Source organism: Pseudoruminococcus massiliensis (assembly GCF_900291955.1).
GTDB classification, from domain to species: Bacteria; Bacillota; Clostridia; order Oscillospirales; family Acutalibacteraceae; genus Pseudoruminococcus; species Pseudoruminococcus massiliensis.
In genome coordinates this window covers 213,932-228,474 of sequence record NZ_OLMR01000002.1, presented here as the reverse complement: position 1 = coordinate 228,474, position 14,543 = coordinate 213,932, and the positions used below count along the sequence as shown (strand labels likewise).

Here is a 14,543-nt window from a genome sequence, read left to right as displayed (position 1 = left end):
GGGATAATATGAGGGTTAGAAGATATAATGCAAGAAATTGTGGAATATTTTTCTTTGCAGGAGTAGCAACATCTCTATTGCTTGATTTACTTGGTGCAACTCCACTTTCTACGGTTTCGTTATTTGGTTTTGGAATGAATTTTTTGAGTTTTTGGTTTGTTCCAATCGTATTTGCAATTGTAGGAGTTTTTATAGGAATATTTTCAAAGCAAAGCATATGGGCGTTGACTTATTCTGCTTGCTTTGGACAGCTTCAAATGTGGCTTTCTATAATTGTTTATTATTTTATCACACACGAGGGAACACCTTTTGATATATGGCTTCGTGCCTTTTGTGGAGTAATTCCGTGTGTAATGTTTGCTGGAATATCTTCGTCAATAAAAGATTTGATTAAGGCAAATAAAAAGCCTTAAATAGCCTTGCTACATGCTTGACGAAATACATGAAAATGTGTTATTATATACAAAAATGTGCTTATAAAGTCTAAATCTTTATTTATGCTTGAAAGGAGCAAAATATAATGAGCGAAAAAGAAATCCCATACAAAATATACCTTGAAGAAAGCGAAATGCCTAAGCAGTGGTATAATGTCAGAGCAGATATGAAAAATAAGCCTGCTCCACTTCTCAATCCTGCAACTCTCAAACCTATGACAGCCGAGGAGCTCGGTCATGTTTTCTGTGATGAGCTTGTTCAGCAGGAGCTTGACGATACAGACCCTTATATTGATATTCCACGAGAAATTCTTGATTTCTACAGAATGTATCGTCCGTCACCACTTACTCGTGCGTATTGTCTTGAGAAAAAGCTCCAGACTCCGGCAAAGATTTACTATAAATTTGAGGGTAATAACACAAGCGGAAGCCATAAGCTTAATTCTGCAATCGCACAGGCATATTATGCAAAGAAACAAGGCTTGAAGGGTGTTACAACTGAAACAGGTGCTGGCCAGTGGGGAACTGCTCTTTCTATGGCTTGTTCATATTTTGACCTCGATTGCAAGGTATATATGGTTAAGGTTTCTTATGAGCAAAAGCCTTTCCGTCGTGAGGTTATGCGTACTTATGGTGCAAGTGTAACTCCATCACCATCTAATCAGACAAATATCGGACGCAAGATTCTTGAGGAATTCCCTGGCACAACAGGAAGCCTTGGTTGTGCAATTTCTGAGGCAGTAGAAGTTGCAACAAACACAGAGGGCTATCGCTATGTTCTCGGCAGCGTTCTAAATCAGGTACTTTTGCATCAGTCAGTTATTGGTCTTGAAACAAAAATTGCTCTTGATAAGTATGGCATTAAGCCTGATATTATCATCGGTTGTGCAGGTGGTGGCTCTAACCTCGGCGGACTTATTTCACCATTTATGGGTGAAAAGCTCAGAGGAGAGGCTGATTATCACTTCATCGCTGTTGAGCCAGCATCATGCCCAAGCCTTACAAGAGGTAAGTTTGTATATGACTTCTGCGATACTGGTAAGGTTTGCCCACTTTCTAAGATGTATACACTCGGCAGTGGATTTATTCCATCAGCTAACCATGCAGGTGGTTTGCGTTATCATGGTATGAATAATGTTCTTTCACAGCTTTATCATGATGGACTTATGGAGGCTCGTGCTGTTGAGCAAACAGAAGTCTTTAAAGCTGCTGAACAATTCGCAAGAGTTGAAGGTATACTTCCAGCTCCTGAAAGCAGTCACGCAATTAAAGTTGCTATTGATGAGGCACTCAAGTGCAAAGAAACAGGCGAAGAAAAGACAATCGTATTCGGTCTTACTGGTACAGGTTACTTTGATATGGTTGCATATGAAAAGTTCCACGATGGACTTATGACAGACTATATTCCAACAGATGATGACCTCAAGGCTGGTCTTGCAGGTATTCCTAAGTTTCCTGGCAACGAAATAGACTAATAAAAAATTTAAATCTATAAAAGCTAAAGCTCCATTCACTGAAATCTCGGTGAGTGGAGCTTTTTCTATTTGTCTTTATCTTTTTTGTTAGGTTTTCGCATACAGTATGGGAGCGGATATTTATTATTCTTTTGGTGGTGTTCTATACATTCTTTGCAGTTGCCATATCGTTTGCAGTTTTTCCAACGGCATTTACAGACCTTATTTTCCAAAGTGTTCACTTCCTGAGGATAGTTTATGTCTTAGTAACATCAATTATACAGTCAAGAAATGTATTGACACAGCAAAGATATTTATCATCGATGCTGTCTATCTTGTTTATAGCAAGCTGTCGTGAAAGGTCTGTATCTTCTGGGTTGCTTATGCCAATTAGATAGTCTGTTGGAACTTTAAGAAGTAATGATATACTTTTTAAAGTAGATATAGAAACTCCGACTTCTCCACATTCTACACTTGCAAGAAAACGGGGACTTACAGATAACATTTCAGAAAATTCCTCTCTTGTATATCCGTTTTGTTTTCTTAGTTCTTTCACTCGTTGACCTAATACTACATTGATTTCTTTTTTCATTGCTGATTCTCCTGAATGTATTATTAGTTATATTATAATATGAAGTAACGCCTCATAAAAATGATGTAAAAATGGCTTGACAAATGAATTATTACTTCATATAATAATGATGTAACAGTTCATAAAATATAATGTTCCCAAAGGGGAAGTTATATATACTTTAGAAACAAAATTTTAGGAGGTTTTATTTATGAAAAAGAGTAAAAAGATTACAGCACTGGTTTTATCATCAATGCTAACCATTGGAGCATTTACGACTTTGCCGTATAATGTTTCAGCAACATCAATTGATTTCGACTCGAATAACACTGTTTATTTTGCGAAGCCGTCAGATAAGTTATTGGAGAATTTGAATCTTGATTTCTGGGGCGATAACATTAAAGTTCATGCTTGGAACGAGTCGGGCAATCTGAACGGTGATTGGCCAGGTGATGCGGCTACTCATGTTGAGGGTAACATATACTCATATACTTGGTATGGTGTCTTTCCAACGGGTATTATTATCAATAATGGCGACAACGGTGTTCAGACACAGAATATTGACGGTGGATATACTGTTCCAAAGTCAGACGAAACACAGGCTCGAAAGAACCCTGAGCTTGAGTATGGTAAAGTATATAAGGCTACTGGAGAAAGTGTAGAAGATAGCAATGGTAACACAAATATCGTAGTAGCTATTAATGGAGAAAGTACATATAACGATTTTAGATACCGCCTTGAAGATGATGACACAGTAACTATTTTGGGCTATTTCGGTTCTGATGAAAGTATAACAATACCTGATGAGATTCATGGTTTCCCTGTTAAAGAAATATCAAACGAGGGATTTGATAATTGCGAATATATTACTGTATCAAACAATAATAATTTTTATTGTTCAGAAAATGGCGTTTTATTTAATAAGGATAAAACCAAGCTTATTCGTTATCCAGGTAAAAAAGCTGACGCAAAATATTCCATTCCAGATAGTGTAGTAACTATTGGTGAAAGTGCATTTGCAGTTAATAAATCTATCGAAAGTATAGAAATTCCTGATAGTGTACAAGAAATATGTGACCGTGCTTTTTTAAGTTGCACAAAGTTAAAGGATATAAATATTCCTGATAGCGTTGTGCTTATTGAAGATGGAGATGGTGCAGGAATATTTTCATATTGTACAAGCTTAACAAATATAACAATTCCTAACAGTATTACAACGATACCTTGGTATACATTTTCGGGCTGTACAGGGTTGACAGATGTGACAATTCCTAATAGTGTTAATACCATAGGTTGTGGTGCTTTTTCAGGTTGTACAGGACTTAAAAATATTACAATTCCTGATAGTGTTACAGAAATAGAGTCAAATGCTTTTGCAGATTGTTCAGGATTGGAAAGTATTAATATACCTGATGGTGTTACATCTCTAGATAATAGTGTTTTTGATGGATGCACAACTCTAAAAGATATAAAAATCCCTGATAATGTTACACTGATAGGAAACTATACATTTAATGCTTGTAAAAGTCTTACAAATATTGTAATACCTAATAGTGTTGAAAAGATAGCTAGTGGTGCATTTTCTAATTGTGATAACTTGAAAGATGTAACAGTTCTAAATAGTGCTGCGGAGATAGTAGATAGAGCGTTTGGTGATGTTCAGGATTTAACTATCTATGGCTATGTCGGAAGTACCGCTGAAACATATGCTAAAGAAAATAATATACCATTTGTAGATATTAACTCAAAGGTATTAACAAGCAAGGTTAATAACATATCCGTTAAGGGTACTTTTGATGACGGTGTAACACTCAATGTAGAAGAAGCCACTGTTAAAAATGCCGTTGCAGCTTATGATATAACTCTAAAAGATGAAAACGGCGATAATATTCAGCCAAATGGAACAATAATAGTTTCAATTCCAAGTGACAATGCAAACTGCAAGGTATATTGGATAAAGGAAGATGGCACAAAGGTTGATATGAATGCAACCTATAATAATGGAAATTATGAGTTTACTACTGACCATCTTTCTATCTATGCTTTGATTGCTGATACAACTGAATCAAGTAGTGAAGAAAGCAATACTACAAGTGATTCAAATAAATCAAATAACAATGGTGATACAAATAATACAGATAGCGTTAAAACCCCAAGTGAAACAGGCAAAAATGCTGTTAATACAGGAGATAATAACAATGCAGTTGCAATAGCTGCGATATTTGCAGCTGGTGCATTAGCAGCTGTAATCCTTATGCGTAAGAAGAAAAAAGCGTAAATAAGCAAAAAAATCAGGAGCTATACGGGAGAAAATCCGTATAGCTCCTTTTTGTTGTCTAATAATCTATGCTCATAGTTGCTCGTGCATTAAGCTCCATACCAGCGGTATGACCAGCAAGAAATTCATAATAGCCTTGAGCACCTACCATTGCACCGTTATCTCCACAAAGATTGAGTGGTGGATAGTAATATTCCCAGCTACGCTTTTCACATTCTTCTTGAAGTCTGCGTCTTAGAAGTGAGTTTGCTGAAACTCCGCCAGCCATAACAAGCTTATTGTAGCCGAGGTCTGTTGCGGCTTTGATGAAATTTTCAATTAAGCAATCAGTAACAGCCTTTCTGAAAGATGCACTCAAATCCTCAACTGAAAGTATTTCGCCTTTTTGTTCGGCATTGTGGATAAGATTTATTACAGCAGTTTTTAAGCCAGAAAAACTGAAATCATAAGGAGAACCGTCAACATGAGGGTGTGGAAGCTTAAAGCTGAGAGGATTTCCGTTTTCAGCTTTCTTATCAAGGTGAATACCGCCAGGATAAGGCATACCCATTGTACGAGCAGCCTTGTCAAATGCTTCTCCAGCGGCATCATCACGAGTTTTACCAACAATTCTAAGCGTAGTGTAGTCGATAACCTCAACTATATGGCTATGTCCACCAGAAACGACAAGGCAGAGAAAAGGCGGCTTGAGTTTTTCGTGAGCAAGGTAATTAGCTGCGATATGTGAGCGGAGATGATGCACAGGTATAAGCGGAAGTCCTGTTGCAAAAGATAAGCCTTTTGCAAAATTTACTCCGACAAGTAAAGCGCCGATTAAACCAGGTGCGTGCGTTACAGCAATGCCATCAAGCTCATTAAGTGATAAATTTGCATCAGCAAGAGCCTTTTCGACAACACCATTTATATTTTCGCAGTGCCGGCGAGAGGCTATCTCAGGAACAACACCACCATATTTTTTATGCTCCTCAACCTGTGAAGAAACTACCGAAGAAATAATTTTTCTGCCATCTTCAACAACGGCTGCGGCTGTTTCGTCGCAAGAGCTTTCTATTGATAAAAGTTTCATTTCAATACTCTCCAATTTATTGATAATATAAATTATTATACTACTTTAATGCAAATAAGGCAACGAGGATTTTATTATGTTGAAAATTTTAAGAATAGCAAAATTTAGAGATTAATATCTTTTTAGAAAAATATTTGGAAGTATTTGCATAAAAAAGACTATACAAACTTTAATTTTTTATGTATAATATATTGTAGAATAAAGTAGGAGGTCTTTTTTGTGACCAAAGAAAATAAAGCTTTCTTTAGAGAGAATAATATTGATATTGATATGGCTCTTGAAAGATTTTCAGAAAACGAAGAATTGTATTTAAAGTATTTTAATTCATTTCCTGAAGATAATACTTATACTAATTTTATAAATTCATTTAAGGCCGATAAATTGTGGCAATCGCAAAATTTGCTCATAACTTTTATGGCTATTGTTGGAAATCTTAGCTTTACTGATTTATATAATGATTCTCGTGAGTTACTTAAAAAAATAAAAAATAATAGTGTAAGTGATGCAATAATTCTCTTTGAAAAACTAAAAGATGATTATTCTAATATAATAGATTTTATCGAAAACTTTAATATATAAGGTGGTGAGATAATGGCAAATCGAGATACTATTTTGATTGTTGATGATATAGAAATGAATAGAGCTATTCTTTCAGAACTCTTCAAAGATAAGTATAGAATTTTAGAGGCTGATAATGGTTATGATGCAGTAGCTATTGCTGATGAAAACAATGATAAAATAGCTGTTATTTTGCTTGATATGATTATGCCAAAAAAAGATGGTGTAGAGACACTAAGAGAACTAAAGGATTTTGGTATAACAAATATTATTCCAACTGTTCTTATGAGTGCAGAATTTAATGATGAATCATTGTTTAACGGACATGAATATGGCGCTTGTGATATTATTGAGAAACCATTTGACCCTCATGCGGTCTTAAGGCGAATTGATAATCTGGTTGAGCTTTATGAGCAGAAAAATAAGCTTGAAACACTCCTGAAAAAGCAGGCAACTTATTTAATGCAACAGAATGAAAAAATTCATCAACAGCAGAGTACTATTAATAATATGAATAATACTATGCTTGATACTCTTAGCACTGTTATTGAATATCGTGATGTTGAAAGCGGAAAGCATGTTCATAGAATACGCAAGTTTACTGAAATTCTTTTGCGTGTTGTTGCTGAAAGATGCCCGGAATATAATCTTACTGAAAGCAAAATTAATCTTATAGTTTCAGCATCATCAACTCATGATATAGGTAAGATAGCTATTCCAGATGCAATACTTCTTGCGCCAAGACGACTTACATATGATGAATTTCGCATAATGAAAGAGCATACAACAAAGGGCTGTGAGATTCTTAATTTACTTGATTTGCAGGAAAAAAATGAATATTTTCAGTACTGTTATAATATTTGCCGTTATCATCATGAGAAATGGGACGGAATGGGTTATCCTGATGGCTTGCAAGGAGATGACATTCCAATCTGTGCACAGGTTGTTTCTGTTGCGGACTGTTATGATGCCTTGACCAGTGATAGACCATACAAAGCTGGAATACCGCATAAACAAGCCGTAGAAATGATTAAAAATGGTGCATGTGGTGTGTTTTCCGAAAAGCTTATGGAATGCTTTAATCTTGTTCTTCCGCAGTTTGAAGAGCTTGCGAGAATATATGCAGATAAAGCCCATATTGATAAAAATAATCAAACGAAAGGCTCTATTAAAGCAGCCGATAATATGACCAAACGCAACTTTAGTGATACTGCTATGAGTATTTATGCTAATATGGGCAGAGAAGAGCTTATAAAGGCTTTAGATCGTCAGAAACAGGTAGCAAAAGAAACTCATGAAAGAGATTGCCAAATCTTTTATAGAATAAATGACATTGTATTTGAATGCGATTTAAAGCATGATAATTTTTATGTTCGTAAGGGCAATTGGGAAAAGATGTATAATTATTTTCCTAAAAATTATACCGAGGCTGTAACTATGATGTCATCATCTTGTCATGCTGATGATGTGGTTGCTTTTAAGAAAATTTTTCGTCTTAGCAATGTGCAGAGGGCTGTTGATAAGGGAAAAGAAAAGCTTGAATTTGATGGCAGATTTATTATAGGAAAAAAAGCCTATCGTTGGTATCGTTGTATAGTAATTCCTTTCTGTGAGGATGGTAAGCTTAGAAAGCTATATTGTTGTGCATCTAAAATCAGTGAGAAAAACTCTAAAAACGGAGATGACCGCTATAATGTTCAGCACGATAATCTTACAGGTCTTTGGAATGTGAACTATCTAAGAAAAGCTGTTGATGATTATCTTACGCATTCTGGCAAAGATGGTATGCATATATTGATAAATATAGATATAGATGATTTTAAGGCTTTAAATTCTGCTACAAATACTACTTTTGGAGATGAAGTTCTCTGTAAGGTTGCTGAAAAATTAAAGGAGCATTTTGAAACCAATTCATTAATTGCAAGAATTGGTTCAGATAATTTTGTGATTTTCTTGCGTGATTGCCTTGATGTAAAAGAACTCCTGAATGCGGTCGAAGAACTTTATAAATCTATGCATATGTCGTTCGATTATTTATTGAGCAAACATAATATTTCGGTAAGCATAGGTGTTGCACAGTATCCTAATGATGGAACAAACTTTACTGAACTTATGAATAATGCTGATTTTGCAACAGAGATGTCAAAGCTTCGTGGCAAGGATATGTATCTTTTCTATAATAAAGAGATGCGAAAATCCTTTGAAGAAAATCCCTCACTTTCGCTTATTTCTAATGAAGAGCGTGTTAATATTTATGACTTTAAAAGAGTATTTTCTCCATTAATAGATTCTGAAACAGAGAGTATTATTTCTTATGATTATCTGGAATTGCCAAGTACGGATATTACATATACATTTAATGAGCTTTGTGAAATGGTATCTGTTGCTGATAATATAACAGTTCTTGGTTTGAATAGTATTAAACGCCTTTTGCTTGGATTATATGAGCTTCAAAAGGATTGTGATATATTGCCTGAAATATCACTTTATACTATGTTTAAAGGCATAGATGCACCTGTTCTTTTAAAAAATATCGAGAATTTTCTTTCTGAACATCCATTAAATTGTAGGAATATAACTATAAACATAACACAAGATATGCTGAACACTATGAGCCATAGGGAACTTGTCAACTTCTCATCAGCGATTCATTCATTTGGTTTTAAGCTTGGTCTATTTGGCTTTGGTTTAGAGTATATCAATATAAAGTGTTTTAGTGAAAAGCTTTTTGATTCGGTATCTTTCTCAGCAAGCTTTATAAGTGGGATTATTGATGGTTATTATCCTAATAAATTGCTTAAATTTGTTTTTGATTATTTTACATCAAGTGGAGTTTCTATTATACTTCCATATAATCTGAGTTCTGCGATAATAGAAACTGTTAAAAAGTTTGGATGCAATAAATTTGCATATCATAGCTCTAAGTTACTGAATTTAGATGCTTTTAGAATGGAAAGAGAACTTACAAAGACTATGCCAAAAGCTCCTATGATTTGCCACGAAAAATATGAGCTTGCACTTACAACAAATATGTATAGTGAAATTTTCAAGGATATGAAGTTCGTTCTGTTTCGTTGGCAACTTAGTAATGATGCAGTGTGGTTTTCAGATTCTTTCAAGGAAATATATGGCATAGAGCCTCCAACAGAAAATCCAATAGAATATATTAAAAATTGCGAGTTTATTTATCCAGAGGACAGACAGAAATATCTTAATAAGCTTTTAGCTGTAAGAGCTGGTTATCATGATGCAGAGTGTTTTGTAAGAATTATAAAAAAATCTATAAGCGACAACTATCGTTGGAGCAAGCTGAGATTTACTTGCATTTTTAATGAACAAGGTTTGCCAGATTCAGTTATCGGCTTTGAAAGCGATATTGATGATGAAAGGCGTGAGCATCAGAATATGAAAAATATGCTTAAACACGATTTTCTGACTCAACTGCTTAATAAAGATAATCTTAAATATGAAATTGATGATTTCTTACAGACTGTAGAAGGCGAAAGAGGCATACATGCCTTTATGATTGTTGATATAGATAATTTCAAAAATGTTTATGACCAAATGGGACAGATTTTTGCTGATGCTGTTCTCAAGGATATAACAAAAAGACTCAAAAAACTTTTCAGAGAATATGACCTTATCGGCAGAGTAGGCAGAGACCAATTCGTTATCTTTATAAAATGTTTAGAGAGTAATGATATTCTTCCAAAGAGAGCTGAAAGTATTTGTAATATCTTAAAACAGGATTTTGAGTCTGGAGATAATCTTATTTCAGTTTCTGGAAGTGTTGGAATTTCAATTTATCCACACGATGGGGCTAACTTTGATGAGCTTTATAGTAATTCTAAGATAGCACTTTTCTCGATAAAGCATAAAGGAAAGAATAGCTGGCTATTCTATAATCAGGAGCTTTCTGATGATGAGGAAGAATAATTGAGAGATTTTCTAAGACAATTTAAAATTTTGCCCAATCTTTTTCAAGATTATTATGAGCTAAAGGTTATTATCAAACTCACATAATGATAAAAGTTAAAGCGGAAATCCTTTATAAAAATATGGATTTCCGCTTTTTTAGAAAGTTTTAAAAATATAAATAAAAGCTATTGACAAATAGTTTGAATCGTCATATAATGTAATCACAGTAAAACATACTAAAAAGATAGGAATACAGGAGAATAGAAAAGATGCTTTATATCGACTTTCGATGTTGCCGCGTATAATCCCTAATCATAATCTGAATTAAATAAAAATATATTATTAGAGGAGATAGATATTATGTCAAAAATTGCTACTAAACTTACAGACCTTATTGGAAATACACCTTTACTCGAAATCACAAACTATGAAGCTAATAATAATCTTGATGCTAAGATTATTGCAAAGCTTGAGTATTTTAACCCTCTCGGAAGCGTTAAGGACAGAGTTGCTTATGCTATGATTGAAAAAGGCATTGCTAATGGCAAGATTAACAAGGATACTGTTATTATTGAGCCTACAAGTGGTAATACAGGCATTGGACTTGCGTTTGTTGCTGCTTCAAAGGGTTTAAGACTTATTCTTACAATGCCTGAAACAATGAGTATTGAGCGTAGAAAGATTGTTTCAGCACTTGGTGCTGAGGTTGTGTTGACCCCTGGTGCAGAGGGTATGAAGGGTGCTATTGCAAAGGCTAATGCACTTGTTGAGGAATATGGAAACGCTATAATTCCACAGCAGTTTGAAAATGAGGCTAATCCAGAAATTCACAAAAAGACTACTGCTGAAGAAATCTGGAGAGATACTGATGGCAAGGTTGATATTTTTGTTGCAGGTGTTGGCACAGGCGGTACTATAACAGGTAATGGCGAGGCTCTCAAGGCTAAGAATCCTAATGTTAAGATTGTTGCTGTTGAACCTGAATCATCACCAGTTCTTTCGGGCGGAAAGGCAGGTCCACATAAGATTCAGGGTATTGGAGCAGGCTTTGTTCCTGGCGTAATGAATCTTGATATAGTTGATGAGATTATAAAGGTTTCTAATGACGATGCTTTTGAGGGTGCAAGAGCAGTAGCAAAGAGTGATGGCCTTCTCGTGGGTATTTCATCAGGTGCTGCAATTCACGCTGCAACAGTTCTTGCAAAGCGTCCTGAGAATAAGGGCAAGAATATTGTAGTTCTTCTTCCGGATACAGGCGAGAGATACCTCTCAACAACACTTTTCTAAGTTAAATAAATTAAGTATAAATAAAGGATACAGCTCAGATTATGAGTTGTGTCCTTTTTTATGTGGATTAGATTTACTTACCTAAGATATGGAAAAGTTTTGCTCAAGCTTTTTTAAAAGCAAAGTCTTTGGTCGTTCTCCGTAAAGAGCTAAATCTCTTAACTATTATCTTAAAACAAAATAAACAGATTTATCCGCTACTTGTGTTTTTCGACAATATAAAGTATAATGATAATATAATCGGCTAATTATATAAAAAATCCACAGCCACATTATACTATAAAACGACCTACATATGTCTAAGCGTGCATATGAATTAAAAACGGAGGTAATTGTTATGAAGCGTTTTACGGCTATTTTAGCTGCACTTTTGGCGGCCTCGTGCGTATTTTCTTCTGCCGTAATGGCTATTCCTGGTGAAACCGACCCGCAAACAGGTTACAACCAATATGTACAAGATAATATTAGATATGATGCATTAGGATATGCGTATATTGATGATGAAGACGGCACAAGAATATATTATGACCTTAACTCCTATGGATATTTTGTTCCTATAAATAATCCATATGAAGAGCCAAGCCAAGAGCCAAGCTCTGAACCAAGTGTTGAAGAACCAAGCCAAGAGCCAAGTCCTGAACCAAGTGTTGAAGAACCGAGTCAAGAGCCAAGCTCTGAACCAAGTGTTGAAGAACCAAGCCAAGAGCCAAGCTCTGAACCAAGTGTTGAAGAATCGAGCCAAGAGCCAAGCTCTGAACCAAGTGTTGTAGAATCAAGCCAAGAGCCAAGCAAACAAGAAAGCTCAAAAGAAACCTCTAAAAGAAGTGATAAAAGCGAAATCCCCCTTATCAATTATAAGCTTGACGCACTTAAAATGAATATTGCTCTCCCAAATGATGTTTATGCAATCTTGAGAAGTGGTGAGCAAAACGAAAAAGCCCTTGAGCTTTTTAAGATGACCGCAGAAGAAGCTGTTGCATCTCTTAAAAAATCTAATATGTATCTCAAGGCTTCTCCAGAGGATTTTGCCTATGATATAACCGTAACTATGACACAAGATGAGGACAGTAAAACAATAAATAACTTCACAGAACTTTCTGACAAGGATTTAATTGAAATTACAAACTCTCTTACAAAACAAAAAGAATACACCTCTTGCACACAGAAAAAATATGGTGATGTTCTATATCTTAGCTTAAATTATCATTCAACAGAAGATGGCGATGATATTGCTGGTATTCAAAATTATACTGTTGTAAATGGTCAGAAAATTACCATTACACTTCAAACTCGTGCGAAAGACCTCAGCGACCAACAAAAAGAAATTCTTGAAGCTGTTATGAAAAGCGTTTCCTTTACAGACATTAAGCCACCTGTTAAAGCAGATACAAATGATGACGAAATCAAAAATATGATGATTCTCATTTATACTACTGCTGGTGTATGTATTCTTCTTTTCATAGTTTTGATTTCAGTTCTTATAAGTCGCTCTTGCAAGAAAAAGAAGCTTTTAGCCGAAATTGAAAATAATAATATTTCAGAGCAAAAACCTGAAAAGAAAAATTCTGAAACAAAAAATAAGTCCGAAGACAAGTCAAAGAAAAAAGATGGTAAAAAAGCCGAAAAGTCAGACAAAAAACAGAAGCCTAAAAAGCAAGATAAAAAAAAGGATTCTAAGAAACCTGACAAACCTAAGCTCGAATCAAAAAAAGAAGTAACATCTATTGAACCTAAGTACGAAAAAAATTCTGAGTCAAAAACAGATGATAAAAAGACTGAAACAAAAATAGAAGAAAAAGCTGTTTCAGAAGAAAGTGCTTATAAGTTTGATGATTTTGCACTATTTGATGCACAACCAACGATAGAGAAAATTGAGATTTATAATTCAAATGATGAGAAAACTAAAGTAAATCCAAATCTTCCAAAAGCACCTAAATATAATCCTCCTGGAACAGTGGATTATATAACAACTGGTGTTTCTAAAACGCCTGAGCAAGCTGGTATTCAGCTTACAACTGAAACCTTTACCGTTCCAAAGACTAAGAATGATATTAAACCAATCGAGGAAGAAACCTCTGAAAAAATTGAGTCTGCTCCAGTAGTTGAGGATAAGAAAGCTGAAACTATAGAGTCTGCTCCAGTAGTTGAGGATAAGAAAGCTGAAACTATAGAGTCTGCTCCAGTAGTTGAAGACAAAAAGCCTGAAACTCTTGAGCCTGTTACTGAACAAAATGCTCACGAAAATAAGGATAAGTCTTTAAAAAGCTTCCTTGGAAGAATTAAAAAGGCTGTTGTTCCTGAAATTGATGAAGATGCTTTTGAGCATGAAAATACAATAAATGCAAGCACTAAGCCTATCGACAATACTCCAAAGCCAGTAATTGCACCTGCAAAGCTTGTTGAAAAGCCACAGCCTATTGTTGCGCCTGTAGAACCCGTTGAAAAGCCACAGCCTATTGTTGCGCCTGTAGAACCCGTTGAAAAGCCACAGCCTATTGCTAATCCTGCAGAGCCTGTTAAAAAAGCTCCATCTGCTCCAATAAAGGAAACTACAACAGAAAGTGATATATCTTCAAGATACGAAAAACTTTTTGGCAAAAACGATTCATCTTCTGAAAACAGCGAAAGCCTTGATAAAACAGAATCCCGTTTTGAAAAGCTCTTTGGTGTTAAAAATTCAACAGAAAATAACGAGAGCACCGACAATAAACAAACCAATGCTAATAACGAGCCAAAAGATGATAGCATTGTTTTTGAAAAGCCTATTCAAAATGATGAAGAAAATGTACACAACAGAACCCCTCAAAGCACAATTCCTGCTCTAAAAACAGAATCTCGCTTTGAAAAACTTTTCGGAAAAAACGACCCTGAAAGCCTTTCGCAGTCACAGACTAAGGCACAGCAGACAACAGATGAAATCAATAATTCCGAGAAGAAATAAACTTATATTAGCTTGGCTGATAAAATTTCAAGAAAG

Annotated in this window: 10 protein-coding genes; 7 read left to right on the top strand and 3 right to left on the bottom strand. The window is 35.0% G+C overall.

Annotation, left to right across the window (positions count from 1 at the left end; translation table 11 throughout):
• Window positions 1-8 precede the first annotated feature (8 nt).
• Entirely contained in the window at window positions 9-413 is a 405-nt protein-coding gene (locus tag C9914_RS03980) for a hypothetical protein (RefSeq protein ID WP_106763538.1), read from the top strand.
• 107 nt (window positions 414-520) lie between these two features.
• Complete coding sequence (locus C9914_RS03975; protein WP_022263989.1) at window positions 521-1,909, top strand: TrpB-like pyridoxal phosphate-dependent enzyme; 1,389 nt, start codon at window positions 521-523, stop codon at window positions 1,907-1,909.
• A 65-nt stretch (window positions 1,910-1,974) separates the two neighbouring features.
• Here C9914_RS03975 and C9914_RS11600 read toward each other — a convergent pair whose 3' ends face one another.
• Together C9914_RS11600 and C9914_RS03970 are read right to left on the bottom strand one after the other, a co-directional pair.
• Window positions 1,975-2,121, bottom strand: coding sequence for a hypothetical protein (locus C9914_RS11600; protein WP_181013434.1), 147 nt, complete (start codon window positions 2,119-2,121; stop codon window positions 1,975-1,977).
• 23 nt (window positions 2,122-2,144) lie between these two features.
• Window positions 2,145-2,480 carry a helix-turn-helix domain-containing protein gene (locus C9914_RS03970; protein ID WP_106763537.1) on the bottom strand — a complete coding sequence of 112 codons (336 nt, stop codon included), beginning with the start codon at window positions 2,478-2,480 and terminating at the stop codon, window positions 2,145-2,147.
• Between the two features lie 190 nt (window positions 2,481-2,670).
• Between C9914_RS03970 and C9914_RS03965 the strand changes: the two genes are divergently transcribed.
• Window positions 2,671-4,737, top strand: coding sequence for a leucine-rich repeat protein (locus C9914_RS03965; protein ID WP_106763535.1), 2,067 nt, complete (start codon window positions 2,671-2,673; stop codon window positions 4,735-4,737).
• Window positions 4,738-4,795: 58 nt separating this feature from the next.
• Here the strand turns inward: C9914_RS03965 and tsaD are convergent, their stop codons facing one another.
• Window positions 4,796-5,803: a tRNA (adenosine(37)-N6)-threonylcarbamoyltransferase complex transferase subunit TsaD gene (gene tsaD / locus C9914_RS03960; RefSeq protein ID WP_022263987.1), complete on the bottom strand. Its 1,008-nt coding sequence runs from the start codon at window positions 5,801-5,803 to the stop codon at window positions 4,796-4,798.
• Between the two features lie 219 nt (window positions 5,804-6,022).
• On the opposite strand from tsaD, the gene C9914_RS03955 reads away from it, so the two are divergent.
• The 4 genes from C9914_RS03955 (at window position 6,023) to C9914_RS03940 (ending at window position 14,507) form a co-directional block, all read left to right on the top strand.
• A complete protein-coding gene (locus C9914_RS03955; RefSeq protein WP_106763533.1) occupies window positions 6,023-6,382 on the top strand; it encodes a hypothetical protein in 360 nt (119 codons plus the stop codon).
• A 12-nt stretch (window positions 6,383-6,394) separates the two neighbouring features.
• A complete protein-coding gene (locus C9914_RS03950; protein ID WP_106763532.1) occupies window positions 6,395-10,297 on the top strand; it encodes a diguanylate cyclase domain-containing protein in 3,903 nt (1,300 codons plus the stop codon).
• 342 nt (window positions 10,298-10,639) lie between these two features.
• Window positions 10,640-11,566 (top strand): cysteine synthase A, encoded by a 927-nt coding sequence (gene cysK, locus C9914_RS03945; protein ID WP_022263984.1) that lies wholly within the window; start codon window positions 10,640-10,642, stop codon window positions 11,564-11,566.
• Window positions 11,567-11,903: 337 nt separating this feature from the next.
• On the top strand, window positions 11,904-14,507 hold the full coding sequence (locus tag C9914_RS03940; protein WP_106763530.1) for a hypothetical protein: 2,604 nt from the start codon (window positions 11,904-11,906) through the stop codon (window positions 14,505-14,507).
• Window positions 14,508-14,543: the final 36 nt, after the last annotated feature.

What these genes read in the sequence shown, in the direction of transcription:
- C9914_RS03980 (WP_106763538.1), top strand. Translation starts at nt 9, where the DNA reads ATGAGGGTTAGAAGATATAATGCAAGAAATTGTGGAATATTTTTCTTT.
- C9914_RS03975 (WP_022263989.1), top strand. Translation starts at nt 521, where the DNA reads ATGAGCGAAAAAGAAATCCCATACAAAATATACCTTGAAGAAAGCGAA.
- C9914_RS03970 (WP_106763537.1), bottom strand. Translation starts at nt 2,480, where the DNA reads ATGAAAAAAGAAATCAATGTAGTATTAGGTCAACGAGTGAAAGAACTA.
- C9914_RS03965 (WP_106763535.1), top strand. Translation starts at nt 2,671, where the DNA reads ATGAAAAAGAGTAAAAAGATTACAGCACTGGTTTTATCATCAATGCTA.
- tsaD (WP_022263987.1), bottom strand. Translation starts at nt 5,803, where the DNA reads ATGAAACTTTTATCAATAGAAAGCTCTTGCGACGAAACAGCCGCAGCC.
- C9914_RS03950 (WP_106763532.1), top strand. Translation starts at nt 6,395, where the DNA reads ATGGCAAATCGAGATACTATTTTGATTGTTGATGATATAGAAATGAAT.
- cysK (WP_022263984.1), top strand. Translation starts at nt 10,640, where the DNA reads ATGTCAAAAATTGCTACTAAACTTACAGACCTTATTGGAAATACACCT.
- C9914_RS03940 (WP_106763530.1), top strand. Translation starts at nt 11,904, where the DNA reads ATGAAGCGTTTTACGGCTATTTTAGCTGCACTTTTGGCGGCCTCGTGC.